Annotated in this window: 26 protein-coding genes; 12 read left to right on the plus strand and 14 right to left on the minus strand. The window is 71.8% G+C overall.

All coding sequences use genetic code 11. The features are described 5' to 3' along the window. Positions 1 to 90: 90 nt before the first annotated feature. Positions 91 to 978: a LysR family transcriptional regulator gene (locus tag ACFXPX_RS23770; RefSeq protein ID WP_380531242.1), complete on the plus strand. Its 888-nt coding sequence runs from the start codon at positions 91 to 93 to the stop codon at positions 976 to 978. Positions 979 to 1,055: 77 nt separating this feature from the next. Here ACFXPX_RS23770 and ACFXPX_RS23775 read toward each other — a convergent pair whose 3' ends face one another. The 5 genes from ACFXPX_RS23775 to ACFXPX_RS23795 form a co-directional block, all read right to left on the minus strand. Next, entirely contained in the window at positions 1,056 to 2,738 is a 1,683-nt protein-coding gene (locus ACFXPX_RS23775; protein ID WP_380643117.1) for an alpha/beta hydrolase, read from the minus strand. Positions 2,739 to 2,741: 3 nt separating this feature from the next. Further along, positions 2,742 to 3,149 (minus strand): hypothetical protein, encoded by a 408-nt coding sequence (locus ACFXPX_RS23780; RefSeq protein ID WP_380521625.1) that lies wholly within the window; start codon positions 3,147 to 3,149, stop codon positions 2,742 to 2,744. Between the two features lie 173 nt (positions 3,150 to 3,322). Beyond that, positions 3,323 to 3,850 carry a hypothetical protein gene (locus tag ACFXPX_RS23785; protein WP_380521623.1) on the minus strand — a complete coding sequence of 176 codons (528 nt, stop codon included), beginning with the start codon at positions 3,848 to 3,850 and terminating at the stop codon, positions 3,323 to 3,325. Continuing rightward, the gene (locus ACFXPX_RS23790; protein ID WP_380521621.1) at positions 3,847 to 5,538 is read right to left on the minus strand and encodes an alpha/beta hydrolase; all 1,692 of its coding nucleotides are present in this window, start codon (positions 5,536 to 5,538) and stop codon (positions 3,847 to 3,849) included. The genes ACFXPX_RS23785 and ACFXPX_RS23790 overlap by 4 nt, the downstream gene beginning before the upstream one ends. A 2-nt stretch (positions 5,539 to 5,540) precedes the next feature. Next, positions 5,541 to 5,948, minus strand: a complete 408-nt coding sequence (locus ACFXPX_RS23795) for a hypothetical protein (protein WP_375883598.1) — start codon at positions 5,946 to 5,948, stop codon at positions 5,541 to 5,543. Positions 5,949 to 6,186: 238 nt separating this feature from the next. Here ACFXPX_RS23795 and ACFXPX_RS23800 point away from each other — a divergent pair, with 238 nt between their 5' ends. From ACFXPX_RS23800 to ACFXPX_RS23810, 3 genes are all read left to right on the plus strand, one after another. Beyond that, on the plus strand, positions 6,187 to 6,648 hold the full coding sequence (locus tag ACFXPX_RS23800) for a DUF6153 family protein (RefSeq protein ID WP_380643118.1): 462 nt from the start codon (positions 6,187 to 6,189) through the stop codon (positions 6,646 to 6,648). A gap of 118 nt (positions 6,649 to 6,766) precedes the next feature. Continuing rightward, positions 6,767 to 8,365 carry a multicopper oxidase family protein gene (locus ACFXPX_RS23805; protein WP_380643120.1) on the plus strand — a complete coding sequence of 533 codons (1,599 nt, stop codon included), beginning with the start codon at positions 6,767 to 6,769 and terminating at the stop codon, positions 8,363 to 8,365. Between the two features lie 294 nt (positions 8,366 to 8,659). Next, on the plus strand, positions 8,660 to 10,594 hold the full coding sequence (locus tag ACFXPX_RS23810) for an amino acid transporter (RefSeq protein ID WP_380521614.1): 1,935 nt from the start codon (positions 8,660 to 8,662) through the stop codon (positions 10,592 to 10,594). Between the two features lie 101 nt (positions 10,595 to 10,695). Here the strand turns inward: ACFXPX_RS23810 and ACFXPX_RS23815 are convergent, their stop codons facing one another. Beyond that, a complete protein-coding gene (locus ACFXPX_RS23815; RefSeq protein ID WP_380521612.1) occupies positions 10,696 to 11,409 on the minus strand; it encodes a transglycosylase family protein in 714 nt (237 codons plus the stop codon). 327 nt (positions 11,410 to 11,736) lie between these two features. On the opposite strand from ACFXPX_RS23815, the gene ACFXPX_RS23820 reads away from it, so the two are divergent. Both ACFXPX_RS23820 and ACFXPX_RS23825 read left to right on the plus strand, forming a co-directional pair. Further along, positions 11,737 to 13,302: a purple acid phosphatase family protein gene (locus ACFXPX_RS23820; protein WP_380643122.1), complete on the plus strand. Its 1,566-nt coding sequence runs from the start codon at positions 11,737 to 11,739 to the stop codon at positions 13,300 to 13,302. Between the two features lie 100 nt (positions 13,303 to 13,402). Further along, complete coding sequence (locus tag ACFXPX_RS23825) at positions 13,403 to 14,197, plus strand: MBL fold metallo-hydrolase (RefSeq protein WP_380643124.1); 795 nt, start codon at positions 13,403 to 13,405, stop codon at positions 14,195 to 14,197. A gap of 4 nt (positions 14,198 to 14,201) precedes the next feature. Here the strand turns inward: ACFXPX_RS23825 and ACFXPX_RS23830 are convergent, their stop codons facing one another. The 4 genes from ACFXPX_RS23830 to ACFXPX_RS23845 form a co-directional block, all read right to left on the minus strand. Beyond that, complete coding sequence (locus tag ACFXPX_RS23830) at positions 14,202 to 14,711, minus strand: hypothetical protein (protein ID WP_380590140.1); 510 nt, start codon at positions 14,709 to 14,711, stop codon at positions 14,202 to 14,204. 1 nt (position 14,712) lies between these two features. Next, entirely contained in the window at positions 14,713 to 16,062 is a 1,350-nt protein-coding gene (locus ACFXPX_RS23835; protein WP_380643126.1) for a hypothetical protein, read from the minus strand. After that, positions 16,062 to 16,379, minus strand: coding sequence for a type VII secretion target (locus ACFXPX_RS23840; protein WP_380521605.1), 318 nt, complete (start codon positions 16,377 to 16,379; stop codon positions 16,062 to 16,064). Before ACFXPX_RS23840 ends, ACFXPX_RS23835 begins: the two co-directional genes overlap by 1 nt. 100 nt (positions 16,380 to 16,479) lie before the next feature. Continuing rightward, positions 16,480 to 16,806, minus strand: coding sequence for a hypothetical protein (locus ACFXPX_RS23845; RefSeq protein ID WP_380643128.1), 327 nt, complete (start codon positions 16,804 to 16,806; stop codon positions 16,480 to 16,482). Positions 16,807 to 16,994: 188 nt separating this feature from the next. Here ACFXPX_RS23845 and ACFXPX_RS23850 point away from each other — a divergent pair, with 188 nt between their 5' ends. The 5 genes from ACFXPX_RS23850 (at position 16,995) to ACFXPX_RS23870 (ending at position 20,303) form a co-directional block, all read left to right on the plus strand. After that, positions 16,995 to 17,846 carry a helix-turn-helix domain-containing protein gene (locus ACFXPX_RS23850; protein WP_380521600.1) on the plus strand — a complete coding sequence of 284 codons (852 nt, stop codon included), beginning with the start codon at positions 16,995 to 16,997 and terminating at the stop codon, positions 17,844 to 17,846. A 14-nt stretch (positions 17,847 to 17,860) separates the two neighbouring features. After that, on the plus strand, positions 17,861 to 18,058 hold the full coding sequence (locus ACFXPX_RS23855; protein WP_375883626.1) for a DUF397 domain-containing protein: 198 nt from the start codon (positions 17,861 to 17,863) through the stop codon (positions 18,056 to 18,058). 14 nt (positions 18,059 to 18,072) lie between these two features. Then, entirely contained in the window at positions 18,073 to 18,960 is an 888-nt protein-coding gene (locus tag ACFXPX_RS23860; protein ID WP_380643130.1) for a phosphorothioated DNA-binding restriction endonuclease, read from the plus strand. A 109-nt stretch (positions 18,961 to 19,069) separates the two neighbouring features. Beyond that, positions 19,070 to 19,711, plus strand: coding sequence for a ClpP family protease (locus ACFXPX_RS23865; RefSeq protein WP_380643132.1), 642 nt, complete (start codon positions 19,070 to 19,072; stop codon positions 19,709 to 19,711). Position 19,712: 1 nt separating this feature from the next. Beyond that, positions 19,713 to 20,303, plus strand: a complete 591-nt coding sequence (locus ACFXPX_RS23870) for a ClpP family protease (protein ID WP_375883634.1) — start codon at positions 19,713 to 19,715, stop codon at positions 20,301 to 20,303. A 48-nt stretch (positions 20,304 to 20,351) separates the two neighbouring features. On the opposite strand, the gene ACFXPX_RS23875 is transcribed toward ACFXPX_RS23870, so the two are convergent. Together ACFXPX_RS23875 and ACFXPX_RS23880 are read right to left on the minus strand one after the other, a co-directional pair. After that, the gene (locus ACFXPX_RS23875; RefSeq protein WP_380406314.1) at positions 20,352 to 20,729 is read right to left on the minus strand and encodes a helix-turn-helix domain-containing protein; all 378 of its coding nucleotides are present in this window, start codon (positions 20,727 to 20,729) and stop codon (positions 20,352 to 20,354) included. 66 nt (positions 20,730 to 20,795) lie between these two features. Beyond that, positions 20,796 to 21,377 (minus strand): TetR/AcrR family transcriptional regulator, encoded by a 582-nt coding sequence (locus tag ACFXPX_RS23880; protein ID WP_380590121.1) that lies wholly within the window; start codon positions 21,375 to 21,377, stop codon positions 20,796 to 20,798. 57 nt (positions 21,378 to 21,434) lie between these two features. Between ACFXPX_RS23880 and ACFXPX_RS23885 the strand changes: the two genes are divergently transcribed. Continuing rightward, positions 21,435 to 22,337, plus strand: a complete 903-nt coding sequence (locus ACFXPX_RS23885; RefSeq protein ID WP_380643134.1) for an alpha/beta fold hydrolase — start codon at positions 21,435 to 21,437, stop codon at positions 22,335 to 22,337. A gap of 18 nt (positions 22,338 to 22,355) precedes the next feature. Here ACFXPX_RS23885 and ACFXPX_RS23890 read toward each other — a convergent pair whose 3' ends face one another. Together ACFXPX_RS23890 and ACFXPX_RS23895 are read right to left on the minus strand one after the other, a co-directional pair. After that, the gene (locus tag ACFXPX_RS23890; RefSeq protein ID WP_380521588.1) at positions 22,356 to 22,961 is read right to left on the minus strand and encodes a hypothetical protein; all 606 of its coding nucleotides are present in this window, start codon (positions 22,959 to 22,961) and stop codon (positions 22,356 to 22,358) included. Beyond that, the gene (locus ACFXPX_RS23895; protein WP_380643136.1) at positions 22,939 to 24,288 is read right to left on the minus strand and encodes a hypothetical protein; all 1,350 of its coding nucleotides are present in this window, start codon (positions 24,286 to 24,288) and stop codon (positions 22,939 to 22,941) included. Before ACFXPX_RS23895 ends, ACFXPX_RS23890 begins: the two co-directional genes overlap by 23 nt. Between the last annotated feature and the right edge of the window lie 211 nt (positions 24,289 to 24,499).

Consider the following 24,499-nt stretch of genomic DNA (forward strand, 5'->3'; position numbering starts at 1 on the left):
CACTGTGCTCGCCCCAGGCCGGTCGAGCCATGCAAGGATCGGCACGGGATCATTGCCCCGGACGTAAAAATGCAGCTCAGGAGCCCACTGATGGACCTCAACCTGCTGCGGGCGCTGGACGCCCTGCTCCAGGAGAACAGCGTGACCCGGGCCGCCGAGCGGCTCGGCACCTCGCCGGCGGCGGCGAGCCGGATGCTGGCCCGGCTGCGCCGCGCGGTCGGCGACCCGCTGCTGGTGCGGGCCGGGCAGGGGCTGGTGCCGACCCCGCGGGCGCTGGAACTGCGGGAGGAGGTGGCGGAGTTGCTGCGGGGCTGCGACAACGTGCTGCGGCCCGGGGCGGGTTTCGACCCGGTCCACCTGGAGCGGACCTTCACGGTGCAGAGCACGGACGCGGTGCTGGTCCGGGCGGCCGGCCGGCTGACCGGGCGGATCCGGGCCGAGGCCCCGGGCGTGGACGTGCTGTTCCTGCCGGAGTCGCTGGAGGGCGGACCGGGCCTGCGCCAGGGGCGGGTGGACGTCGAGGTCGGCGTGCTGGGGCAGTTGGACCCGGAGATCCGCACCCGGCCGCTGGTGACGGCGCCGGTGGCCGGCGTGGCGCGGGCCGGGCACCCGCTGTTCGACGGGCGGATCACCGCCCGGCGGTTCGCCGCCGCCGACCACATCGGCGTCTCGCGGCGCGGCAAGCGGCTCGGGCCGATCGACGCGGCGCTGGCCGAGCGCGGCCTGCGCCGCCGGGTCGCGGTGGTGGTGCCCAGCCACACCGCCGCGATGCTGCTGGCCCGGGACTCCGACCTGGTGACGCTCGGGGCCGCGGACTGGCTGCCGGAGGCCTTCGAGGCGCTGGGCCTGCGCACCTTCCCGATCCCGCTCGAACTCCCGCCGTTGGAACTGGGGATGGCCTGGCACCCGCGCAACTCGGCCGATCCTGCCCACCGTTGGTTCCGTGCGCACCTGGCGGCGGCCGTGCGGCAGGAGTAGCGGCAGGAGCAGGGACGGCGGCAGGGGCCGCACCCGGTGTGAACGGCTGCGGCCCCGGACCGCCGAGGAGGCGGCCGCTACGTGCCCGCGATGACCCGCCCCATCGCGGCCAGCGTCGGCGAGCCGTTGTTCCAGTAGTCGGAGTGCCCGGCCTTGGGGTCGACCGGCATGACGTTCGCGCCGAAGTCGGACACGGTGGTCTGGCGGCCGTGGATCAGGTGGTGGTCGTCGTCGTCGACGAAGGGCAGGTTGCTCACCGTGTTGTCCCAGACGTTCTGCGCCATTCCGCCGGGGTCGATGGCGGCGGCCATGCCGATCATGTCGGACGGGCTCTGCGCCGCGTACACGTGGGACGGGTCGATGCGGAGGTCCTTGGCGGAGTCGACGCCGGCGCCGGGGCTGGCGATCAGGACGACGTTGTCGACCGGGAGCCCGTGGTCCTTCATGGTGTAGCCGATGGTCGTGGTGCCGTAGCTGTGCCCGAGGATCGTGTTGTTGCCGATGGTCCCGTTGTGGGTGGCGTGCAGTCCGTTCTCGAAGCCGACCAGCTTCTTCTCCGCGTCCTTCGCGTACTGGTCGTCCGTGGCATCGGCGAGGGACTGCGGGGCGTCGTAGCCGATCCAGGTGATCGAGGAGGTGGTCTTCCCGGTGCCGGCGGCGTTGGCCGCAGCGACCATGGCGTCCGAGCGCTCGATGTCGCTGCCGATGTGTCCGAGCCGCGCTCCGGTGCCGGGGACGTACGTCGAGACGTTGTCGGCGGTGTCCGGGTTGCCGCTCGCGACGATGGCGTGGCCGCGACCGGCGTTGTCGTAGCCGAGCAGGTAGGTCTGCGGATGGTTGGCGTCGACGGGGACCTTCATCCGGTCCTCGATCGCCTTGATGCCGTTCAGCTGGTCGACGAGCCCGTCGTGCTCCTGCTTCCAGAGCTTGTGGTCCGGGGGCTCGACGGCGCCGTACGGCGTGCCCACCACCGAGTCGGGCTCCGGGCCGAGGGCGTCGAGCCGCTGCTGGAGGTCGGCGTGCGTCTTGGCGAGGGTGATCCGGTTGGCCTGGTCGCGGCCGGTGGCGGGGATGCCGTCGAGGTTGCCGATCTGCTCCGGGTGGGTGAGGGCCATCATCCGCTGCTGCTCGTCGGTCAGGCTGTCCCACCAGGCCTTGACGCTGTTGGGGTCGGTGCCCGCGGCGGGGACCTGGTGGAGCGCGTTCGCGGCGGCCGTGTCGTTCTTCGCGACGGTGGAGTCGAGTCCGGTGGCGTTGGTCGCGTTGGTGGTGAGGTGGGCGAGTCGGCCGCTGATCGTCCGGTCCGCGTGGTCGGCCTCGGTGAGGGCGGCGGTGATCCGGCTCTGGATGTCCTTGGCCAGGGTGTCGGCGTCCGTGCCCGCGAAGTTGGGGGAGTTGGGGTCCTTGTCCCAGGTGATCCCGCCGTCGGGGGCGACGGTCAGCTTGTGGGCCTTGGCGTCGTTGAGGGCGTTGGACAGGTGGGTCTGGGCGGCGACGAAGGCCTCGGAGGCGTCCTGGAGGGCCCGGCTGATGAGCCCGATCTCCTGTTGGGCGGCCTGGAGTTCGTCGTGCAGCGTCTGCATCCGGGTCTGGGCGTGGCCGCCGGCCGTCCCGGTCCACTCGGAGCGGGTCAGCCGGTCGACGACCTCGTGCTGCCAGTTCTCCACGTGCTGTCCGAAGGCGGTGGAGAGGGTGTCGAAGGCGCCCTTGGCGGTGGCGAGGTTGCCGAAGTCGGCGCCGTTCAGCGTCTTGATGTCCATCGGCTACTCCACCGCCTTCGCACTGCGCGGTCCCACCGGGCCGGGGATGACGACGGTGTCGAACGGGTCGGGCTCCTTGGTGGTCGGGACCGGGGTGTCCGGGTGGATCATGTTGGTGTGGATGTCCTGCTCGACCTGCCGGTAGTAGGCCGCCGAGGTGCCGAGCTTGGTGCCGAAGTCGCCCATGTCGCCGCCGAGCCTGTCCAGCAGGGTCTTCCAGCTGCTGCCGCAGGTGGTCAACGCGGCGGCGGTGAGCCAGCCTTGCAGGGTGCCGGCGGCCTGGCTGCACGGATCGGTGATCTTCGCGGTCTCGCCGGGTATGAGACCGCCGATGTGTTGCGCGCTCTGTCCGCAGCCGTCCAGCTCGGACGGTTTGACCTTGAACGCCAAACCCGCATCGGGTTCTGCCATGTCTTCGTTCCCCCGTCAGTTCCGGACCGGTGGCCGGACGGGTCGCCGGGCCGGTCCGAGCGACAACTGACGACGCATGCTAGCGGATCGTCGAGAACGGAAAAGGGGTTCGACCGGGGCGTGTGCGAAGGGGCCGCACCTCGGTAAAGGTGCGGCCCCGAAGGGGAGTTGGGCTACTTGGCCGGCGTGCCGTCGGGCCAGACGCAGGGCGAGCCGACCTGGAGGGTGAGGTCGTGGCCGGAGTCGGAGGTTCCGTTCAGGATCGCGAGGAACTGGTTCTGCGGGTTCCTCAGCCGGATCCGGTCGATGTGGGAGCCCGTCGGCTCCGGCACGGCCTGGAAGCCCTGTCCGGTCAGGTAGTCGCGGAAGGCGGTCACCGTCCTGGCCTTGGCGTCCGACGGCACGTCACCGAGGTCGCGGACCCGGCTGGTCTGCTTCCGGCCGTGCGGGCCGATGTCGTTGGCGTCGCACTCCAGATCGCTGAACGCGGGCGGCGAGGACACCGGCTGGACCGGCAGTCGGGCCTGGACGGCGGCGAGGTAGCCGTCGATCTGCGTCTTCGCCTGGTCCAGGGTGATGGTGGGCTGCGCGCGCTCCTGGAGGGTGTCGGCCCCGCAGGCGCTCAGGGCCGTGGCGGTGACCGCCAGGAGGGCCGCGGCGGTGACCCGCCCGATCAGCGGGACGGGTGCGGTGGCGGTCATGAGTTGGGCTTTCCGGCGATGACCTGGCCCATGGCGGCCAGGGTGGGTGAACCGTTGTTCCAGTAGTCGGAGTGGCCGGCGTCGGGGTCGACGGGCATCACGTTCGCACCGAACTGCGGGGCGGTGGTCTGCCGGCCGTACATCAGGTGGTGGTCGCCGTCGCCGAAGCCGAAGTCGGTCTTGATGTTGTCCCAGAGGTTGTCGCCCATCCCGCCGGGGTCGGTGGCGGCGGCCCAGCCGATCGCGTCGGCCGGGCTCTGCGCGGCGTACACGTGGGAGGGGTCGATCCGCAGGTCCTTGGCGTTCTCGACGCCGGCGCCGGGGCTGGCGATCAGGACGGCGTTGTCGACCGGGAGGCCGTGGTCGCGCATGGTGTAGCCGACGACCGTGGTGCCGTAGCTGTGGGCCAGGATGGTGTTGTTCCCGATGGCCCCGTTGTGGGTGGCGTGCAGTCCGTTCTCGAAGCCGACCAGCTTGTCCTCCGCGTTCTTCGCGTAGGTGTCGTCCGCGGCCTCGGGGATGATGTTCTGGGGTGCGTCGTAGCCGACCCAGGTGATCGACGAGGTGGTCTTGCCCGTGCCCGCGGCGTTGGCGGAGGCGACCATCGCGTCCGAGCGGTTGATGTCGCTGTTGATGCTGCCGAGCCGGGCGCCGGTGCCGGGGACGTACGTCGACACGTTGTCGGCCGTGTCGGGGTTGTTGACCGCGACGATGGCGTGGCCCTTGCCGTTGGTGTCGAAGCCCATCAGGAAGGTCGGCGGGTGCTGGGCGTCGACGGGCGTGTTCAGCCGGCTCTCGATGGCGTTGATGCCGTTCATCTTGTCGGCCAGCTCGTCGTGCTTGTGCTGCCAGTCCGTGTAGGCGGGGTTCGGGCGGATGAACCTGCCGTTGCCCACGGTCGCCGGCGGCGCGGCGCCGAGCGCGTCGAGCTGGTGCTGGACGTCCTGCTTGCCGCGCGCCAGGTTGATCCGGTTGGCCTCGTCCCGGCCGGTGGCGGGGATGCCGTCGAGGTTGCCGATCTGGTCGGGGTGGTTGAGGACCATCCGGTGCTGCTGCTCGTCGGTCAGCCCGTTCCACCAGGCCTTGACGCTGTTCGGGTCGGTGCCGGCGGGAGGGATCTGGCCGAGGGCGTCCGCGGCGGCCTGGTCGGCCTTCGCGGTGGCGGAGTCCAGGCCGGTGCCGTTGCTCGCGTTGGTGGCGAGGTGGCCGAGCCGGGTGTTGATGGTCTGGTCGGCGTGGTCGGCCTCGTTGAGGGCGGCGGTGATCCGGGCCTGGATCTGCTTGGCCTGCGCCTCGGCGTCCGTGCCCGCGAAGTTGGGGGAGTTGGGGTCCTTCTCCCAGGTGATCCCACCGTCCGCGGCGACGGTCAGCTTGTGGGTCTTGGCGTCGTCCAGGGCGTTGATCAGGTGGGCCTGGGCGGCCGCGAAGCCGTCGTAGGCGTCCTGCAGGGCCCGGCTGACCAGGCCGAGTTCCTGCTTGGCGGCCTGGAGTTCGTTTCCCAGGTCCTGGATCCGGGTGTTGGCGTGCCCGGCGGCCGTCCCGGTCCACTCGGAGTGGTTCAGCCGGTCGACGACCTCGTGCTGCCAGTTCTCGATGTGCTGGCCGAAGGCGGTGGCCAGGGTGTCGAAGGCGTTCTTCGCGCCGGTGATGCCGATGACGTCGGCGTCGTGCAGGGTCTTGATGTCCATGGCTACTCGGCCGCCTTCGCGCTGCGCGGCTTGACCGGGCCGGGGACGACGGCGGTGTCGAAGGGGTCCGGCTCCGTGCCGTTCGAGGCGGGCGCGTTCGGGTTGCGCATGCTGTTGTGGGCGTTCTGCTCGGCCTGGCGGTAGTAGGTCGCCGAGGTGCCGAGCTTGGTGCCGACGTCGCCCATGTCGCCGCCGAGCTTGTCGAGCAGGGTCTTCCAGCTGGTGCTGCAACTGGTGATCGCGCCGGCGGTGAGGAAGCCCTTGAGGCCTCCGGCGGCCGTGTTGCACGGATCGGTGATCTTGGCGGTCTCGCCCGGTATCAGGCCGCCGATGTGCTGCGCGCTCTGCCCGCAACCGTCCAGCTCGCCCGGCTTGACCTTGAACTCCAGTCCCGCGTCAGGTACTGCCATCTCTTCGTTCCCCCGTCAGTTCCGGACCGCGGCGTCCTCCCGGCCCGGGATCGTGCGTAACTGCCGGGCATGTTAACGGATCTTGTACACGGAAAGTCCGCCGGAACCCGGGGGGATGTGGTATGGGATCGAACGATCCGGTGGCGGCCCCCGGCGCACGGCCCGGTCGTAGCCCGGTCGCAGCTCGGGATACCCTGCGGGGGTAAGCGGACACGGTGGGGCGGACGGGAGGCGGGGCATGGCGCAGCAGCGGCCGTACGGCGCCCCGGTGCCCGGGGTGCTGCGCCTGCTGCTGCTCGCCGCGCTGCTGCTCGGCATCGTGACGATGCACACGCTCGGGCACCCGAGTGGCGGGCACGGCGGGCACGGCGGGTCGGAGGGGCACGGGCCCCGGGTGGCGGTGGTCCAGCAGCTGCCGGACCACCACGGGCCGGCCGTCGATTCCGCGGCCGTCGATTCCGCGACTGCCGATTCCGCGACTGCTGATCCCGCGACCGCCGACGGCATGGACCCGATGACGGTCTGTCTCGCCGTGCTGGTCGGCTGGGGCGTGGTGCTGCTGGTCGTCGGCCCGCTGCTGCGCCGCAGTGGTGACGCCGCCGCCGAGGTGCGGGCCCGGCTGCTGCGGGCCGTCCGCGCACTGCCGCCGCCCGGGGGTGGGCGGCTCCTCCTCAGCAGACTGTCGGTGCTGCGTCAGTAGGCGTGCGCCCGCCGTCCCGTGCCCGCGCCCGCGCCATCGCGCCTGCGCGCCCGCGCACGGAACGGCCGACGCGCCGTCCTGTACGTCCACACCACCCCTGTACGAGGTGCACTCCGCCATGCGCACACCCACCCGTCGTACCGTCCTCGGCGCCGCGCTCGCCGCCGCCGGGACCGGCCTGCTCACCGCCTGCTCCTCCGGTTCGGACCCGATGAGCGGCATGGACCACTCGTCCATGGACCGTTCCCCGATGACCGGCAGCCCTTCCCCCGCCGGCTTCGTCGCCCCGAACGGTCCCGAGGTCGCCGCCGCCGAGGCGCGGCGCAAGCCCGGACCCGAGCGCAAGGTCGCGCTCACCGCCACCGAGACCACCCTCGACCTGGGCGGACGCACCGTCCGCAGCTGGGCCTACGGCGACCGCCTGCCCGGCCAGGAGGTGCGCGCCACCGTCGGCGACACCCTCGCCCTCACCCTCGCCAACCACCTGCCGCAGCCCACCTCGCTGCACTGGCACGGCCTCGCGCTGCGCAACGACATGGACGGCGTGCCGGGCCTGACCCAGGACCCCGTCCGGGCGGGGGCCTCCTTCGACTACCGCTTCGCCCTCTCCCACCCCGGCACCTACTGGTTCCACCCGCACTCCGGCGTCCAGCAGGACCGCGGCCTGTACGCCCCGCTGATCGTCGAGGACCCGAAGGAGCCGCTGCGCTACGACAGGGAGTGGGTGGTCGTCCTGGACGACTGGGTGGACGGGGTCGACGGCAGCACCCCGGACGCCGTCCTCGCCGAACTCGCCAAGGGCATGGGCGACATGGGCGGTACGGGTGGCATGGACCACTCGGGGCACGGCATGCCGGGCATGTCGGGCACCCCCGCCGCAGCCGACGGCCCGTCCCGGATGCTGATGGGCGCCACCAGCCCGCTGCTCGGTGGCGACGCGGGCGACGTCGCCTACCCCTTCCACCTGGTCAACGGCCGCCTGGCGACCGCCCCCGAGACCTTCACCGCCAAGCCCGGCGACCGGATCCGGCTCCGGCTGATCAACGCGGGCGGCGACACCGCCTACCGGGTCGCCCTCGGCGGCCACGAGCTGACCGTCACCCACACCGACGGCTTCCCGGTCGAACCGGCCACCACCCAGGCCCTGTTGCTCGGCATGGGCGAGCGCTACGACGTGCTGGTCACCGCGAAGGACGGCGCCTTCCCGCTGACCGCCCTGGCCGAGGGCAAGAACGCCGCCGCGCTGGCCGTGCTGCGCACCGGCGCCGGCGCCCCGCCGGACGCCTCGACCCGCCCCGCCGAACTGGACGGCCGGCTGCTGACCGCCGGGCAGTTGAGGGCCGATCCGGCCGTCCGGCTGCCGGACCGGGCGCCGGACCGCACGGTGGCGCTGGAGCTCACCGGCGGCATGGCCAGGGCCGACTGGGCGTTCAACGGCCGCAGGTACGACCCGGCGCAGCGCCACCCGGTCGCGGCCGGGGAGCGGGTGCGGCTGGAGTTCCGCAACAGCACCGCCATGTGGCACCCCGTCCACCTGCACGGACACAGCTTCGCGCTGGGCGTCGGCGGCCCCCGCAAGGACACCGCGATCGTGCTGCCGGGCACGACCCTGGCGGTGGACTTCGACGCCGACAACCCGGGTCTGTGGATGGTGCACTGCCACAACGTGTACCACGCGGAGACCGGCATGATGACGGTCCTCGGTTACCGGGCGTAACCCCGTCCGGTCCGTGAGACGCCGGGGCGGGGTGCTCCACCGCCCCGCCCCGGCGCCGGCCCCGACCCGCCGCGCCACCCGTTCCGACCTGCGCAGCCATGACGTTTTCTTAACGCGGGCCGATGACGTCTCCTTAACGGCTGTCGCATAGCCTGGCGCACTGCCGTCGCCCGACGGCGCTTTACGGGGTCTTTAAACAAGAGGTGCAAGGTGGTTTCGTCGGGTTCGACGGAGGCGACGACGGAGGCTCCGTCGTCGGCGCGAATACGGCTGCGCAGCTGGCTCCTGGAGGACATGTCCCCGGAGAAGGCCGCCAGGGACGCCGCCGCGAAGGCGCAGCAGGACGGCGCGGAGTCGGGGGACTCCGCCGCCGAGGCCGGTCACGCTGCGCACACGGGCCAGCCGTGGTGGCGCGTGATGTGCCTGACCGGTCTGGACTACTTCTCGACGCTCGGCTACCAGCCGGGCATCGCCGCGCTCGCGGCCGGACTGCTGTCGCCGATCGCCACGATCGTGCTGGTGCTGGTCACCCTGCTGGGCGCGCTGCCGGTCTACCGGCGGGTCGCCCAGGAGAGCCCGCGCGGTGAGGGCTCGATCGCGATGCTGGAGCGGCTGCTGTCGTTCTGGAAGGGCAAGCTGTTCGTCCTCGCGCTGCTCGGCTTCGCGGCGACGGACTTCATCATCACGATCACCCTCTCCGCCGCCGACGCCAGCGCCCACCTGGTCGAGAACCCGCACCTGACGGGCGCCCTCGGCGGCAAGCAGATGGTCATCACGCTGATCCTGGTCGCCCTGCTCGGTGCCGTCTTCCTCAAGGGCTTCGGCGAGGCGATCGGCCTGGCCGTGGGGCTGGTCGGGGTCTACCTGGCGCTCAACGTGGTGGTCGTGGCGGTCGGCATCTGGAAGATCGTCCAGGCGCCGCACGTCGTCACCGACTGGTCCAACGCGCTCACCACCCAGCACGGCAACGTGTTCGTGATGATCGGCGTCGCGCTCGTCGTCTTCCCGAAGCTCGCGCTCGGCATGTCCGGCTTCGAGACCGGCGTCGCCGTGATGCCGCACATCAAGGGCGACGCGGACGACACCGAGGCGAACCCGGTCGGCCGGATCCGCGGCACCCGCAAGTTGCTCACCACCGCCGCCGTGATCATGAGCAGCTTCCTGATCGCGACCAGCTTCATCTGCACCCTGCTCATCCCCGCCAAGGAGTTCGAGAGCGGCGGCCAGGCCAACGGCCGCGCCCTGGCCTTCCTGGCGCACGAGTACCTGGGCGGCGCCTTCGGCAGCGTCTACGACCTGTCGACCATCGCGATCCTTTGGTTCGCCGGCGCCTCCGCCATGGCGGGCATGCTCAACCTGCTGCCCCGCTACCTCCCGCGCTACGGCATGGCCCCGCACTGGGCCCGCGCCGTGCGCCCGATGGTGATCGTGCTGACCGTCGTCGGCTTCCTGATCACCTGGCTGTTCGACGCCAGCGTCGACGCCCAGGGCGGCGCCTACGCCACCGGTGTGCTGGTCCTGATCAGCTCGGCGGCCATCGCCGTCACCATCGCCGCGTACAAGAAGCGCCAGCGCGGCTGGACCGTCGCCTTCGGGGTCATCGCCGCGGTCTTCCTCTACACCACCGTGGTGAACACCATGGAGCGCCCGGACGGCGTCAAGATCGGCGCCTGCTTCATCGCCGGCATCATCCTGGTGTCGCTGCTCTCCCGCCTCAAGCGCGCCTTCGAGCTGCGCGTCACCGACGTGCTGCTGGACGAGACGGCCGAGCGGTTCATCCGCGACTACGCCCACCGCCCGCTGCGCCTGATCGCCAACGAGCCGACCAACCGGGACGTCGCAGAGTACCGCGACAAGATCCGGCAGATCCGCGCCGACAACGACATCCCCGGCGAGGACGACCTGGTCTTCGTCGAGGTGACCGTCCGGGACGCCTCGGACTTCGAGTCCGAGCTGACCGTCCGCGGCGAGGTGCTGCACAACCGGTACCGGGTGCTCACCCTGGAGAGCTCCAGCATCCCGAACGCGATCGCCGCCCTGGCGCTCACCGTCCGGGACCGCACCGGGCAGCGGCCGCACCTGTACTTCGAGTGGACCGAGGGGCACCCCTTCGCCCAGTTCCTGCGCTTCATCCTGTTCGGTCAGGGCGAGGTCGCGCCGGTCACCCGCGAGGTGCTGCGCGAGGCGGAGCCGGACCGGACGAAGCGTCCGCGGGTCCACGTCGGCTGACGCCGCCGCCTGCGCCACGGCCCGCCCGCTGCGCAACGGCCCGCCCGGTCCTCCAGGACCGGGCGGGCCGTCGGCGTTCAGGAGGGGGTCAGTTCAGGAGGTCAGGACGGGAGCCGCAGGACCAGGCCGGGCTGGATGAGGTCCGGGTCCTCGCCGACGGTGGCGCGGTTGAGCTCGTACAGCGCCGGCCAGCCACCGGGGACGCGCAGGGTGGCGGCGAGCTGGTCCAGGGTGTCGTCCTCGCGGACGGTCCACCGGCCGTCCACGGCCGAGCCGGGGGCGGGCGGCGGCAGGACGGCGTCGCGCCCGTGGTCGCGGGTGGCCTCGGCGGCCTCCTCGTCATGGGTCCGGTCGCCGGTCCGGTCCTGGGTCCGGCCACGGGCCTCGGCGCGGGCCTCGTCCCGGTCCGGGGCGGCGGTCCCGTGGGCGCGGCCGCCCAGGGCGTGGGAGCCGCAGACCGGCCAGGGGGAGAGGCCGCGCCGCTCGGCCAGGTGCTGGGCGACGGCCATCTGCTCCTCGCGGCTGGCGAGGTCGGGGCGCGGGGCGTAGGCCAGGCCGCCGTTCTCCCGCCAGGTGGACCGGTCGAACTGGAGGCCGCCGAAGTAGCCGTTGCCGGTGTTGATGTGCCAGTTGCCGCTGCTCTCGCAGTCCGCCACCCGCTCCCAGTCGTACCGGCCGCCGTCCGTCCTCCCGCCCGGGTCGGCCCCGCTGTCGCCGCCCGGGGGCGCGGCGTGGGCCGCGGGGGCGGCGAGGGCCACGGCGAGGGCGCAGAGCGCGGTGGGAACGAGGCGGCGGAGGCGCGCGGTGGGAGGCATGGGCGGCTCTCAGGTCCGGGGACAGGGCGTGCACCGCCCGGAGACGGCGCGTTCCAACCGACGCACGCCGAGCCGGGCGCGCCGCCGCCGACACGACCGGGAGGTCACCCGCTCGGCCGTCCCGCACCACCCCGGCGGCCCGCGGCCATCCGGCCGTACCCCCTGCCCGGGACCTCCGCCCGTACCCGGCTCCCGGACACCGGTCGCCGGGCAGCTGGTCCGGACCAGCGTTCAACTGCCGTTCGCCGTCCGCACGGTTGATGGTGGTGCGGCCGTACCGTCCGACTGCGAGCCTCCTGGGCGTTTCTCGTAGCCCAGGAGGCGGCAGTGGCACATTCCCCGGCACAACCCTCGCGCAGAACGGTCCTCCGGACGGGGACGGTGGCCGGCGCGCTCGCCGCGCTGCCCGCGTCCACCCTGCTGTGGACCCAGCCGGCCGTCGCCGGCACCCCCGGACCGGAGCAGGTCCACCTCCAGTGGGGCAACGAGCCCTCCCGCGAGATGACCGTCTCCTGGGCGACCGGCGCCTCCGTGAAGCGCCCCCGGGTGCGGATCGGCACCCCGCGCGGCGGCGCCGGCCGCAGCGTCGACGCGAGCAGCCGCAGCTACGTCGACGGCCTCAACAAGGTGGAGACCTTCACCCACCACGCCCGCCTGGACGGGCTGCGCCCCGACACCACCTACGTGTACGAGGTGCTGCACGACGGCGCCCAGCCCGTCCGCGGCACCTTCCGCACCGCCCCCGCCCGCGGCCGCGCCGCCTTCCGCTTCACCAGCTTCGGCGACCTCGGCACCGGCGACAACGTGTTCGCGAAGTCCTCCATCCACGGCGCCGCCGCCGTCCGGCAGGTCGAACAGTTCAACCCGCTGTTCCACCTGCTCAACGGCGACCTCGCCTACGCCAACAACAACCCGCAGCTCCAGCCGCAGGCCTGGAACGCGTTCATGAACAACCTGTCCAAGTCCGCCGCCAACCGCCCCTGGATGCCCGCCCCCGGCAACCACGAGGTCGAGGCGGGCGGCGGCGACCTCGGGTACGCCTCGTACCTCACCCGCTTCGAACTGCCCGACAACGGCACCCGCGACCACTGCGGCAACTGGTACAGCTTCCAGGTCGGTTCGGTGCTGTTCGTCAGCCTGGACGGCAACGAGATCGCCGTCGAGGACGACGCCAGCCTCGACCCCGCCACCGGGCAGTCCATCTACATCAGCGGCTACAGCGAGGGCGCCCAACTCCGCTGGCTGGAGCGGGTCCTGTCGCGCGCCCGGAACGGCAGCGCGGTCGACTGGATCGTCGTCAACCTGCACCAGTTCGCGATGTCCTCCTCCGCCGCCAGCCACGGCGGCGACATGGGCATCCGGGAGCAGCTGCTGCCGCTGCTCGACCGCTACTCCGTCGACCTCGTCCTGGCCGGCCACGACCACGACTACGAGCGCACCCACCCCGTGCGCGGCACGGAGCCGGGCGGGCTGCTCACCCCCGCCGTCGTCGACGACGACCTGCGGCAGATCGACACCTCCGAGGGCACCGTCCACCTCATCCTCGGCGGCGGCGGCACCGCCGGCCACGACGACGTGTACCTCCCGCCCGAAGCGGACGGCGTCCGCCAGGCCAGCGTCCGCACCCAGCGGCTCACCTTCAAGGCCGACCCGGACGCCAAGGAGAAGGCCCACTGGTCCGCGGTCACCGACCCGGACACCAAGTACCCGTACGGCGTCGCCGTCTTCGACGTCGACCCGGGCCGGTACCCCGGCGACCGCACCACCATCACCGTCTCCTACTACCACTCGGTGCCCGCCACCGCCGCCAACCCGCTGCCGACACCGGTGCTGTACGACCGGTTCACGCTCTACCGCGACCGCAGCGACGGCTGGTCCGACGACGACGAGTAGGCGGTAGTCGCCTGTACGCCGGGCGCCCGGGCATCCCCCGGCGCCCGGCACGGTTGCCACCGGTGGTCCACGCACGACCGTCAACTGCCGGAGGGCGCACGTGAAGATCGGTGACATCGAGATCCTGGCGATCACGGACGGGGTGGGTCGTGAGGTGGCCGCCGATATCCTCACCCGCCCCGGCATGGCCGACCCGTGGGCCTGCCACGGGCACCACCGGGCGGCCGACGGCAGCCTCGACCTGCCGCTCGGCGGCTTCCTGGTCCGCATCGGGGAGCGGACCGTCCTGGTCGACGCCGGGGTCGGCCCGTACGACGACGGCAAGTACCGCGGCGGCGCGCTGCTCGACTCCCTTGCCGCCCACGGCGTCACCGTCGAGGACATCACCGACGTGGTCTTCACCCACCTGCACTTCGACCACATCGGCTGGGCCACCGTCGACGGCCACCCCGTCTTCCCCCGCGCCACCTACCGCGCCCACCGTGCCGACTGGCAGCACTTCGTGACGGGGGAGACCGCCCAGCCCGAGGCCGTCGCCAAACTCAGCCCGCTCGGCCCCCAACTGGAGATGTTCGACGCCGATTTCACCATCGCCCCCGGCCTCGACGCCCTCCACCTCCCCGGCCACACCCCCGGCACCACCGTCTACGTCGCCTCCTCCGGCGGCCGCCGCGCCCTGCTGCTGGGCGATGTCGCCCACTCCGTGGTCCAGTTCGGCGAACGCGACTGGCAGGTCATCTGGGACATCGACCCGGAGGCCGCCTCCGCCGTCCGCAACCGCATCGCCGACCAGGCCGCCGACACGGACGATGTGCTGGTCGCCGCCCACTTCCCCGCCATGCGCTTCGGCCGAATCCTGACCGGGGACGGCCCCCGCCGCTTCGTCGCCGTGTAGCCCCTCACGACCCGGTAGCCCGGACGTACACGTCGGCGGCGCCGGGCCGTTCGCCCGGGTGCTCCACCACGAACACCTGCCGCCCGGGTTGCCCTTCCGGCAGCAACACGCCCTCGGCCGGCTCGTCGCCGGGGAGTGCTGTTCTCAGGTCCTCAGGCAGTGGGGCGGGGGCGCCGGCCCTCGGCAGGCGGTAGGTGGACAGGAAGTCGTCGATGTTGACCTCGTCGCCGCCGACCATCCCGTAATGAAGGAAGGCGACCTGCGCCCCGTCGGGAGTCCGTGACAGCACGGCGGCCGCCGGTATGTAGTACCGCCCTAGTCTGGCGTCGTTCCTGTAGTGCAGACCCGCCAGCCGCTCGGCGCGCGCCGCGACGGTGTCCGGCGGTTCGGCGCTCCGCCGCAACCCGGCCACCCCCCACCAGACGCACCCCACGGTGATCAGCACGCACAGCGCGAGGAATCCGCGCAGGAGCCAACGAGCCCAAGGCTTCTCTGGGGTCCAATCGGACGTCATCTCAGAGCTTCCTGGTTCGCGTGTCGCCGGCACCACCCATGTCGAACTCCCGTGCCAGGCCGGTGCGATGGAGGCGCTGGAGGTCCTCGTCCGAGACGTACCCCAGGCCCGGTACGTTCGTTCCCTTCTGATGAAGCGGGTCGTTCTTGTCGAAGTCCCAGTTGTACCGGTCGCGGACGTGGGTCTTGTAGGTGACGGTCACCTCTGGCGGAGCGCCGGGTGAGGTCGGCTTGACCTCGATCTTCGCCTCGGTGTTGTAGTGGAAGGACCCGACCGCGTAGAACCAGTCCTTGCTGCTGTCCGGGGTGGCGGACATGGGTTGCCAACCGGTCTGCTGGACCAGCGCGACCGGCTTGCCCGTGCGCCGGTACTCCGCCAGGGCCTCGGCCTGCCAGCCCGGGAGGTTGCCGTCGAGGGTGGTGGCCACGCTGTTCTGGAAGTCGGGAATGTCCTTCAACATGTCCTCGACGTTCAGGTTCAGCGGTTCGCCGGTGCCGGAAAGGTAGTGGGCCATGTTGGCGCTGGCATTGGTGCCGCCTGTTGCGAACGGCAGACCCGCGATTCCGGCCCCGAGGGTGGCGGCCAGCTTGCGGTCTCGGTCGGTCGGGGCCTCGGTGTTGTAGGCGCCCGCCCCCCGGTCGTACGCATCGGGCGGCAGCAGTACTCCACCCTCGCCGCCGAAGACCTTTGAGAGGTCCCGCGCGCCCGCCAGGTCCTCGCCCACCACCCGCTTGGTCCAGTCGTCGAGGTGGCGGTACTTCACAGCGTCGTTGATGCGGTCGAGCTCGTGCCCCGCCGTGTTGCTGACATCGGACGCGTACTTCGTCGCAGCCGTCAGCAGATTGCGGATGTCTCCGGCCACCGTGCCCAGGCGCCGGGACTCGCCCCCGCTCTCCGGGTCGTTGCTCCTGGTCAGCCAGGCCGGATAGCCGATGTCGCCGTCGTCCTTGATCGTGAGGTCGTTGGCACGGGCCAGATCGTCCGCTTCGGCGACCCATCGGCGGGCGAGGGCCAGGCCGGTCGCGGTGTTCGTCAGCGTGAGCTTCGCCGCCTCCATCTCCTGTTCGGCGATGGACATTTCGTCGACCAGGTCGGTGAGTGCCTGGCGTCCGAGGGTCGCGGCGTCGCCACTCCAGCCTTCCTGGAGAGTGGAGAGCACATCGACGGCGATGAACTTGGCAGAACTCATGGCCGACCCGACCTTGTCCCACTCCTCCGCGGCCCGGTGGAACGCTTCTGGGTCGCAGGAGCGGATCTGCTGGAGGGTGACGGGTTTCGCGAAACGGCGGTCATGAAGGGGTTCGGAGGCCTTGCGGCGGCCGTCGGGATCCTCGGCGTAGATGGACGGCATCAGCTCTTGTCCTCCAACAGATCGGCAGCACGCTGCAGTTGTTCCGCGACGGCGGCTTCCTGCCGGTAGTAGTTGGCGGCAGTGACGCGGAGTCCCTCGGCGATCTTCTTCACCGCATCGGTGACCTTGCCGGCTTCCGTGGACCAGTGGCCGGTGGCCGCGCCGAGGGACGAACCGACGGTCCACTCGTTGTGACGGGTCGCGGCAGCGGTCGACTCGCCGAAACCGGTGTTCGCCTGCGTGAGTTTGTCCGCCCCCTCGTCCAGCTTGGCCGCCGCCACCGGAAGCCGTTCCGGCTCCGAGATGTATCCACCCATCGGGTTCCCCCCCAACTGTGCTCTGTGGTTCTGGTCTTCACACTAACGAGCGGCTGGGGCGGGCGCAGGAAGTCGGCCAGGTCGACTTCCTGTGTGGGGGTCAGGCGGCTTTGGGCTGGTCCAGGGCGGCGGTGTTCGGGTGGGCGAGCCAGACGAGGCGGGCGGTGAGACCCGGGCGCCCGGCGAAGTGGCGGAGGGCTCGTTCGGGGGAGGCGAGGGTCAGGCGGGCCCGGCCGTCGAGGCTGATCACGTGGGTCGGCCCGTCGGGTTCGGCGAGGCCCCAGGCCACTACCCAGCCGTCGGCGTCCGCGCTGCTGTCGCCGCACACCTGGACGACGGCGAAGAGCCGGGGCGCGGTGTCGAGCACGAGTTCGCACAGCTCCTGGTTGAAGGAGGGGCCAGGGTTTGGCGAGGGTGCAGCAGCCATGGAAGTCTCCTAAGAGAACGGGAGTTGGACGCCAGTTGCCACCAGCCAGAGCGGCGAACATCCCTGACGCTTAGTCAAGGGTATCCAGTAGGTAGTATGTAATCCACCGCCTTTGGATGATTCTTAGCACCACCACTCCAATGAGTGAACGGTGCCGAGGATGGTGGTCGAGAGTGAGGAGAGAGCGGATGCCGCCCAGCAAGTTTCCGCCGACCATCCGGCAGCGGCGGCTCGGCGCAGAGCTGCGTCGACTGCGCGAGCAGGCAGGTCTGTCAGTCACGCGAGCCGGGGAATTGCACGGCACCCAGCAGTCCCGGATCAGCAACATCGAATCCGGCGGCTACCCGGTGAGCGCGGACCGGGTACGGACCCTGGCGCGCCTCTACGGCTGCGTTGATGAAGCCCTGATCGATGCACTGACGCGCCTGACCGGCGGGCGTACCCGGGGCTGGTGGGAGGAGTATCGCGAGATCCTTCCGGCCGGAGCGCTTGACCTGGCCGAACTCGAACACCACACCCGGTCGATGCGGATCGCTTCCGCGATCCACATCCCTGGACTTCTCCAGACCCCGGAACACGCTCGCGCACTCTTCCGCGATGCGGTTCCACCCCTTTCGCCGCCCGAGGTGGAGCATCTCGTCTCCCATCGAATCAAGCGGCAGGCAGTGATCTATGGTGATCAGCCGGTCCAGTTGTCGGCCATCGTCCATGAGGCCGCCCTGCGGATGGGGTTCGGTGGCCCCGAGGTTGCACGCGCACAGTTGGATCACCTGCTGGCCATGAGCGAGAATCCTCACATCGACCTGCGGGTGATTCCGTTCGGTACCGGCAGCTATCCGGGTTCGGGCGCTGGCGTTGTGTACTTCCATGCTGTGGTGCCGCGGCTGGACACTGTTCAAGTCGACACGGACAAGTCGGAGTTCATCGACACCGAGCCACAGCTGATCAAGTATCGAGCCGTGATGGATCGGCTGGAGACGCACTCGCTCAAGCCGGGCGCGTCCCGTGACCTCATCCGCCGCGTTGCTCAGAGCATCTGAAGACAGGAACGAACATGGCCGCTCATGACTGGCAGAAGTCCAGCTACAGCGCAGATGCAGCAAACTGCATCTACCTTGCGGCTGCTGCTGGCGGCGCCATCAGGATTCGTGAGAGCGATGACCCTGACATCATCCTCACCACTGCGCCGGAGAATCTCCGTGCGCTCATATGCGCGGCCAAGGCCGGGGAGTTCGACCACCTGACGGCGTAGCTACCCTGACCCGCATGGACTGGCTGGAGCGGGTGGCGAAACTCAGGCGCTGGACGAACAACGGCGTCCGGGCGCCGCACAAGCCGTTGTTGCTGCTGTACGCACTCGGCAGTTACCAGCGGGATGCGGACGGCGAGCTGCGCTACAGCGCGGTCGAGGAGGAGCTGAAGCGGCTGCTCGCCGACTACGGGCCGTCGAATCCGACCACCCCCGGCTACCCGTTCCACCACATGGTCAGCGACGGGGTGTGGGAGGTCCGGACCGATCACGGGCCGGGGAGCCCCGGCAGCGGGGTCGGGGTTCTCCGCGCGAGCGGGGCGACGGGCAGGCTCGCGGCGGAACTGCGCCTGGCGCTGGGGGAGGAACCGGCGCTGCTGGGGCGGATGGCCAGGGTGCTGCTGGACGCCCACTTCCCCTCCTCCCTGCACGCCGATCTCTGCGAGGCGGTCGGTCTCGACCTGGAGCAGGCCGAGGCCACCGCGACCGCCGCCGCCCGGCGGCAGCGGGATCGGCGGATGCGTGACCTGATACTCACCGCTTACGAGTTCCAGTGCGCGTTCTGCGGCTACGACGGCGCCCTCGGGGCGAGCGCGGTCGGGCTGGAGGCCGCGCACGTGCGCTGGTGGTCGTATGACGGGCCGGACGACGTCGACAACGGCCTGTGCCTGTGCTCGCTGCACCACAAGCTGTTCGACAAGGGCGTCCTGGGCTTGGGGGAGGGGCGGCGGATCCTCGTGTCCCAGCGGTTCGTCGGCCGAAGTGAGGCCAGCCGGCAGCAGGTGCTCGCACTCGCCGGACGACCCGTCATCGGCCCGCAGCCGGGCGTCCCGCCGGTCGCGGACCGGCACCGGGAGTGGCATGCGCGGGAGGTGTTCCGCGGGACTCCGCGTCAGGTGGCGTAGCCGCGCTCTGCCCGTGGCGAATCTGCGGTGGGCAGAGAAACGGGGGGCGGGGGGCGGTGCGAGGTGAGAGTGGAGGGGACGGCAGTTCCGCCTCGACCAGGAGGACCAGATGACTCCATTCGCCACCGCGCTCGCGCCCCGCGCGGGGGACGGTGATACCCGGCCCGGGCCCTTCGATGACCAGCTCGCGGCCCAACTGCTGGCCCAGCGCATCGTGTTGTTGGGCACGCAGGTCGACGATGTGTCGGCGAACCGGGTGTGCGCCCAGTTGCTGTTGCTGTCGGCGGAGGATCCGCGGAGCGACATCGGCCTGTACATCAACAGTCCCGGTGGGTCGGTGTCGGCCGGGCTGGCCGTCTACGACACGATGCGGCTGATCCCCAACGACGTCTCGACGCTGGCGATGGGGTTCGCGGCGAGCATGGGGCAGTTCCTCCTCACGACGGGGGCGCGCGGTAAGCGGTTCGTGCTCCCGAACGCGCGGATCATGATGCACCAGCCGTCGGCGGGCATCGGCGGGACGACCGCGGACATCGAGATCCAAGCCGAGAACCTGGAGTACACCAAGCGCACCATCGAGCGGATCACCGCCGAGCACACCGGGCAGAGCACGGAGACCATCGCCCGGGACGGTGACCGGGACCGCTGGTTCACGGCCGAGCAGGCCGTGGCGTACGGGCTCGTGGACCGGGTGGTGGAGTCGGTCGACGACATCCGCCCGGCCTCCTCGCGGCGACGGATGGGGCTCTGACATGGGGTCGTACACGGTTCCGTACGTGATCGAGCGGACGGCGAAGGGCGAGCGGACGTACGACGTGTTCAGCCGGCTGCTGAACGAGCGGATCATCTTCCTCGGCACCGAGATCGACGACGGGGTCGCGAACGTGGTCATCGCGCAGCTCCTGCACCTGGAGTCGGAGAATCCGGAGCGGGAGATCTCGATCTACCTCAACTCGCCCGGAGGGTCGTTCACTTCGCTGATGGCGATCTACGACACGATGACCTTCGTGCAGGCGCCGATCTCGACGTTCTGCGTCGGACAGGCGGCGTCGACGGCGGCGGTGCTGCTGGCGGGTGGGGATGCGGGGCGGCGGTTCGTGCTGCGGCACGCGCGGGTGCTGCTCGGGCAGCCGGCCAGTGGTGGGCGGCAGGGGACGGTCTCGGACCTGAGCCTCGCGGCGAAGGAGATGGTCCGGATCCGGTCGCAGGTGGAGGAGGTCCTTGCCCGGCACACCCACCACGACGTGGCGACGCTGCGCGCGGACATGGATCGGGACAAGGTGCTCAGTGCCGAGGAGGCCGTCGCGTACGGGCTCGCGGACCAGGTGCTGAGCCGGCGGTGAGCGTCGGCGGTGGCCGGTACGACGGGGGTGTACCGGCCACCGCTGTGGTCAAGCCGCCATGCAGAGCCCGTCGTACTGCGCCCGGGGCCCGCTCGTCCGGTTCGGCCGGGTGTGCCGGACCAGCTCGTCCTGGGCGAGCGAGAGGAGGTCGCCGAGGCGGAGTCCGAGGGCCTTGGCGGCGGCCGCGAGCACCTCGGAGGAGGCCTCCTTGCGGCCGCGCTCCAGCTCGGACAGGTACGGGACCGAGATCCGGGCGGTCTCCGCGACGTCCTTCAACGTCCGCTCCTGGGCGAGCCGTTCGCGCCGCAGCACGTCGCCGACGAGGTCGCGCCAGAGCGGTTCCTTCGGCGCGGGAGGTGCGGGCGGCGTGGCCTGCGGGCGGCGCAGCGGGATGACGCGGGCTTCGTTCGGCGCATGAGTGCTCACCCCTCCAGCCTAGGGATCCGGGGCGCGGGGGGAAGGGCGCCGCGTTCTGCCCTGGGTGAAGCGGTGCTACGCAGGGAGGACCCGGCCGAGGTGGTAGCGGAGGACGGCCGTGGCGTCCTCCGCCGTCCGCTGGTCGAGCAGCACGCTGAGGCCCAGGCCCGCCGAGACCGCCAGCAGGACGACGGCCTCCTGGCGCGGGTCGGCGGCGCCGGCGGCGGCGAGTTGGGCGGCGAGGAAGGACTCCATCTCGTCGGGTGCGGCGAGGAAGGGCTGTCCGCCGAGGGCCGGGTCGGTGACGGAGAGGACGGCGTACTCGGTGTAGATGAGGTGGAAGGCGCGGCTCTCCTCGTCGGTGGGGACGGCTTCGAGCAGCACCGCCTCGACGACGGCGCGCGGGTCGCTGCCCGCGCCGGTGGCGCGGACGCGGCGCTGGACGCGCTCGCCCATCCGGGTGGCGAGGCGGGTCATGGCGGCGAGGAGCAGTTGCTCCTTGGTGTCGAAGTAGTACTGGACGAGCCGCACGGAGACGCCGGCCTCGACCGCCACGGAGCGCATGGTGACGGAGTGGAGGCCGCTGCTCGCCGCCGAGCGGAGCAGGGCGTCGATGATGTGGGCCCGTCGCTCCTCGTGGTCCACCAGCTTGGGCATCGGGTTCCTTCCGGATGTTTTTGTGGTACAACCATACCATCAAAACCGGGAGGGATCATGACCAGGACCAGCGTCGGGCACTTCACCAGCGAGACGGCGAAGGCGAAGTTCCTTGAGGCGTACGACCGGGCGATGGAGCTGTGGCCCGGCCCGCGGCAGGAGTTCGACGTCGAGACCGGGTACGGGAGCGTGCACGTCCACCGCTACGGCGCGGGGACCGGCGAGCCGATCGTGCTGCTGCACGGCCACGCCGGGCACCCGTCCAACTGGTACCCGCAGATCGCGGCCCTGGGCGCGCACCACCCGGTCTACGCCGTCGACACCCTGGACGACCCCGGCCGCAGTGAGCAGCGCGCCGTCGCGGCCGGATCGGCGGAGAACGCGGAGTGGCTGGGGGAGGTGCTGACGGGGCTCGGACTGGACCGGGTGCACCTGGTCGGGGTCTCGTACGGCGGCTGGCTGGCCCTCAACCAGGCGATCCACGCGCCCGAACGGCTCGCCTCCGTCACCTCGCTGGACCCGGGCGGCATCGAGAAGGTCCCCGCGCGGTTCTACGCCCACATGATCGGCGGACTGTTCGGCATGCTCGCGCCGCGGCCGCTGCGCCCCGGGCTCGGGCGGCTGCTGGCGAACCCGGCGCTCAGTGCGCCGCGCGAGATGATCGCCCCGCTGATGCTCGCCATGCGCAGCTACAAGCCGGGCGGCCGGCCACCGGCCCGGCCTTTCACGGACGTGGAGTTGGGGTCGATCGGGCTGCCCGTCCTGGTGCTGGTGGGCCGGCGCAGCGCGCTGCTGCGGCCGCGGCAGGTGGTGGAGCGGGTGACGGCGCTGGTTCCGGAGGTGCGGGCCGAGATCCTCGAACGGGCGGGCCACGGGCTGAACCTGGAGCAGCCCGAGGCGGTCAACGAGCGGCTGCTGGCCTTCGTCGCCTCGGCCGGACGAGGGGAGGAAGCGGCGTAGCGGGCAGCCCCCGGCCGATCAGCCCGGCGGGGTCGGCGGAGGGGGCGGGGGAGGGGTCGGCGTGCAGTGCCGCAGCACCATGCCCCGGCGCCACCCCACGCCGCCGGGCAGGTCGAACTCCCGTCGGCGGCTCAGCAGCGGGATCCGCTCCAGTGCCACCGTCGCGCTCGCCGTGCAGCGACCCGCCCGCACCGCGACCAGTCTGCCCCCGCGTACGACGGCCACGATCCCGTCGAGCTCGAAGACCACCTCGATGTCCACCTCGAGGGTGCCCATCGAGACGCCGTCGACGAGCACGTTCACCGAGGGCTGGTGCACCGACCTGACCCGGTGCTCCAGCAGTGCGACGACCTCCTCGCTGCCGGGGGCCGCGCAGGTCTCCCGGGCGGCCGCGGCGAGCTGTGACTGGGTGCGCCAGCCGCCGGCGAGCAGGTCGATCATGTCCAGCCCCAGGAAGCCGTGCACGACGCTCGCCACCTCCTGCCGGGCGGCCCGGGCGAGCGCGGTGTCCAGCCCGTCCAGGGCGGTGTCCAGGCCGTTCGACCGGAGGACGTCGGCGAACGGCTCGACGGCTCCCAGGAACGTCGCCAGGGAGTACGGGTCATCCGTCGCGACCATCGTCATCGCGCACCTCCTCGAAGCTCTGCCGGCCCGGATCCGGGCGCGGCACCAGGCGGACGCTGTGCCCGGGCCCGGCGGGACCGGGCCGCTCGGTCAGTTCCGTCCGGGCGTCTCCCCACGCGCCCGCCTCGGCCGTCACCGTGCCCGCCCGGCCTGCCCGACCCGCCCGGCCCGCCGTGCCGCCCGGCCGCAGGACGCGGCGCAGCCCGAACGCCGCCAGGGCCACACCCGCGAGAGCGCCGAGGACGATCCAGAGCAGGTGGGGCTTCGGCGGGGGCGGCGGGACGTGCTGGGCGACGACGACCGGGACGATCTCGGTCACCGTGTGGGTGCCCGCGCACTCCACGGTGATCCGGTGGGGGCCGGTGGGCGCGGTGGCCGGGACGGTGGCGATCGACCGGAACCGGCCCGACTCGTCGGCCGTGACCGGGTGGGACCGGGGCCCGCCGTCCCAGGAGAGCACCACCTGGCGCGGGTCGGCGCCCCCGGTGCAGGCGTTCGTCCGGCCGGAGACGTGCAGGGGGGCGCCCGGCGACGCGGTCATCGTCCGGACGGGCGACGGCTGCGGAGGCGTGGGCGTAGTCGGCGAGGACGTGGTCGGACCCGGGGCCGGGACGAGGACGTGGACGTCCGCCGTGATCCGGGGCTCCGCCGCACAGGACGCCCGGACGTCGTGGTCACCGGCGGCCGCGTCCGCGGGCACGGTGACGCCGGTGCGGAAGCCCCCGTCGGCGTCGGGCTTTCCGGGGCCGGGAAGCGCGGTGGTGCCCCAGACCAGGGCGACGGTGTCGTCCGCGGGGCAGGCGAAGCCGGTGCCGACGAGGGTCGTGGTGGACCCGGGCGCCGAGCGGGCCGGATCCGCCGTCAGTGTCGGCGGCGCGACGGTGAAGTGCGCCGTCGCCACGGTCGGGGGGAAGCCCGGGCACGTCGCCGTGACCGTGTGCACGCCGTCGCCGGCGCCTTCGGGCACCGTGAACGTGCCGGAGGACGGCGGCTTCGTCCCGGTCCGGACGGTCGTGAGGCGGGTGGCCGGGGTGTCGTCCCAGGTCACCAGGGCATCGACCGGGTTGGGGCGCGTCGAGAGACCGCTCTCGCAGACCGGGAAGCCGGAGAGCGTCACCTGAACGGTCCCGAACCGGGGTCCGTGCGTCGGCGCCAGGGTGACGGCCGCTGCCGACGAGGTGGCCCCCGAGGTGGCCCCCGAGGTCGACGGCGAGGGCGAGGACGACGAGGTCGTGTCCGTCGGCGAGGGGCTCGCGCCCGTGGTCAGGACGGCGAGGCAGGCGAGGACCGCGACGAGCGCGGTGCGGCCACCCGGTAACGCCTTCACCAGCGACTCCGTCCACTGCCCGGCCCCGCCGCCCATCCTCACCGGCGGCCGGTTCGTGTGCATCCGGTGGCCGCGGGCTCCCGGCGGGTTCCCGGCGGGCCGAGGCGCGCGGCGGCAGGGCGGATCCCGTGACGGTGTGAGACCTTCCGTCAACTGTCGGCCAGGTGTAACTTCTCGGCCACCCGGCTACCGGTCGGTAGCCATCCGGCTG

This window comes from Kitasatospora sp. NPDC059146, from assembly GCF_042786665.1.
Lineage (GTDB): Bacteria > Actinomycetota > Actinomycetes > Streptomycetales > Streptomycetaceae > Kitasatospora.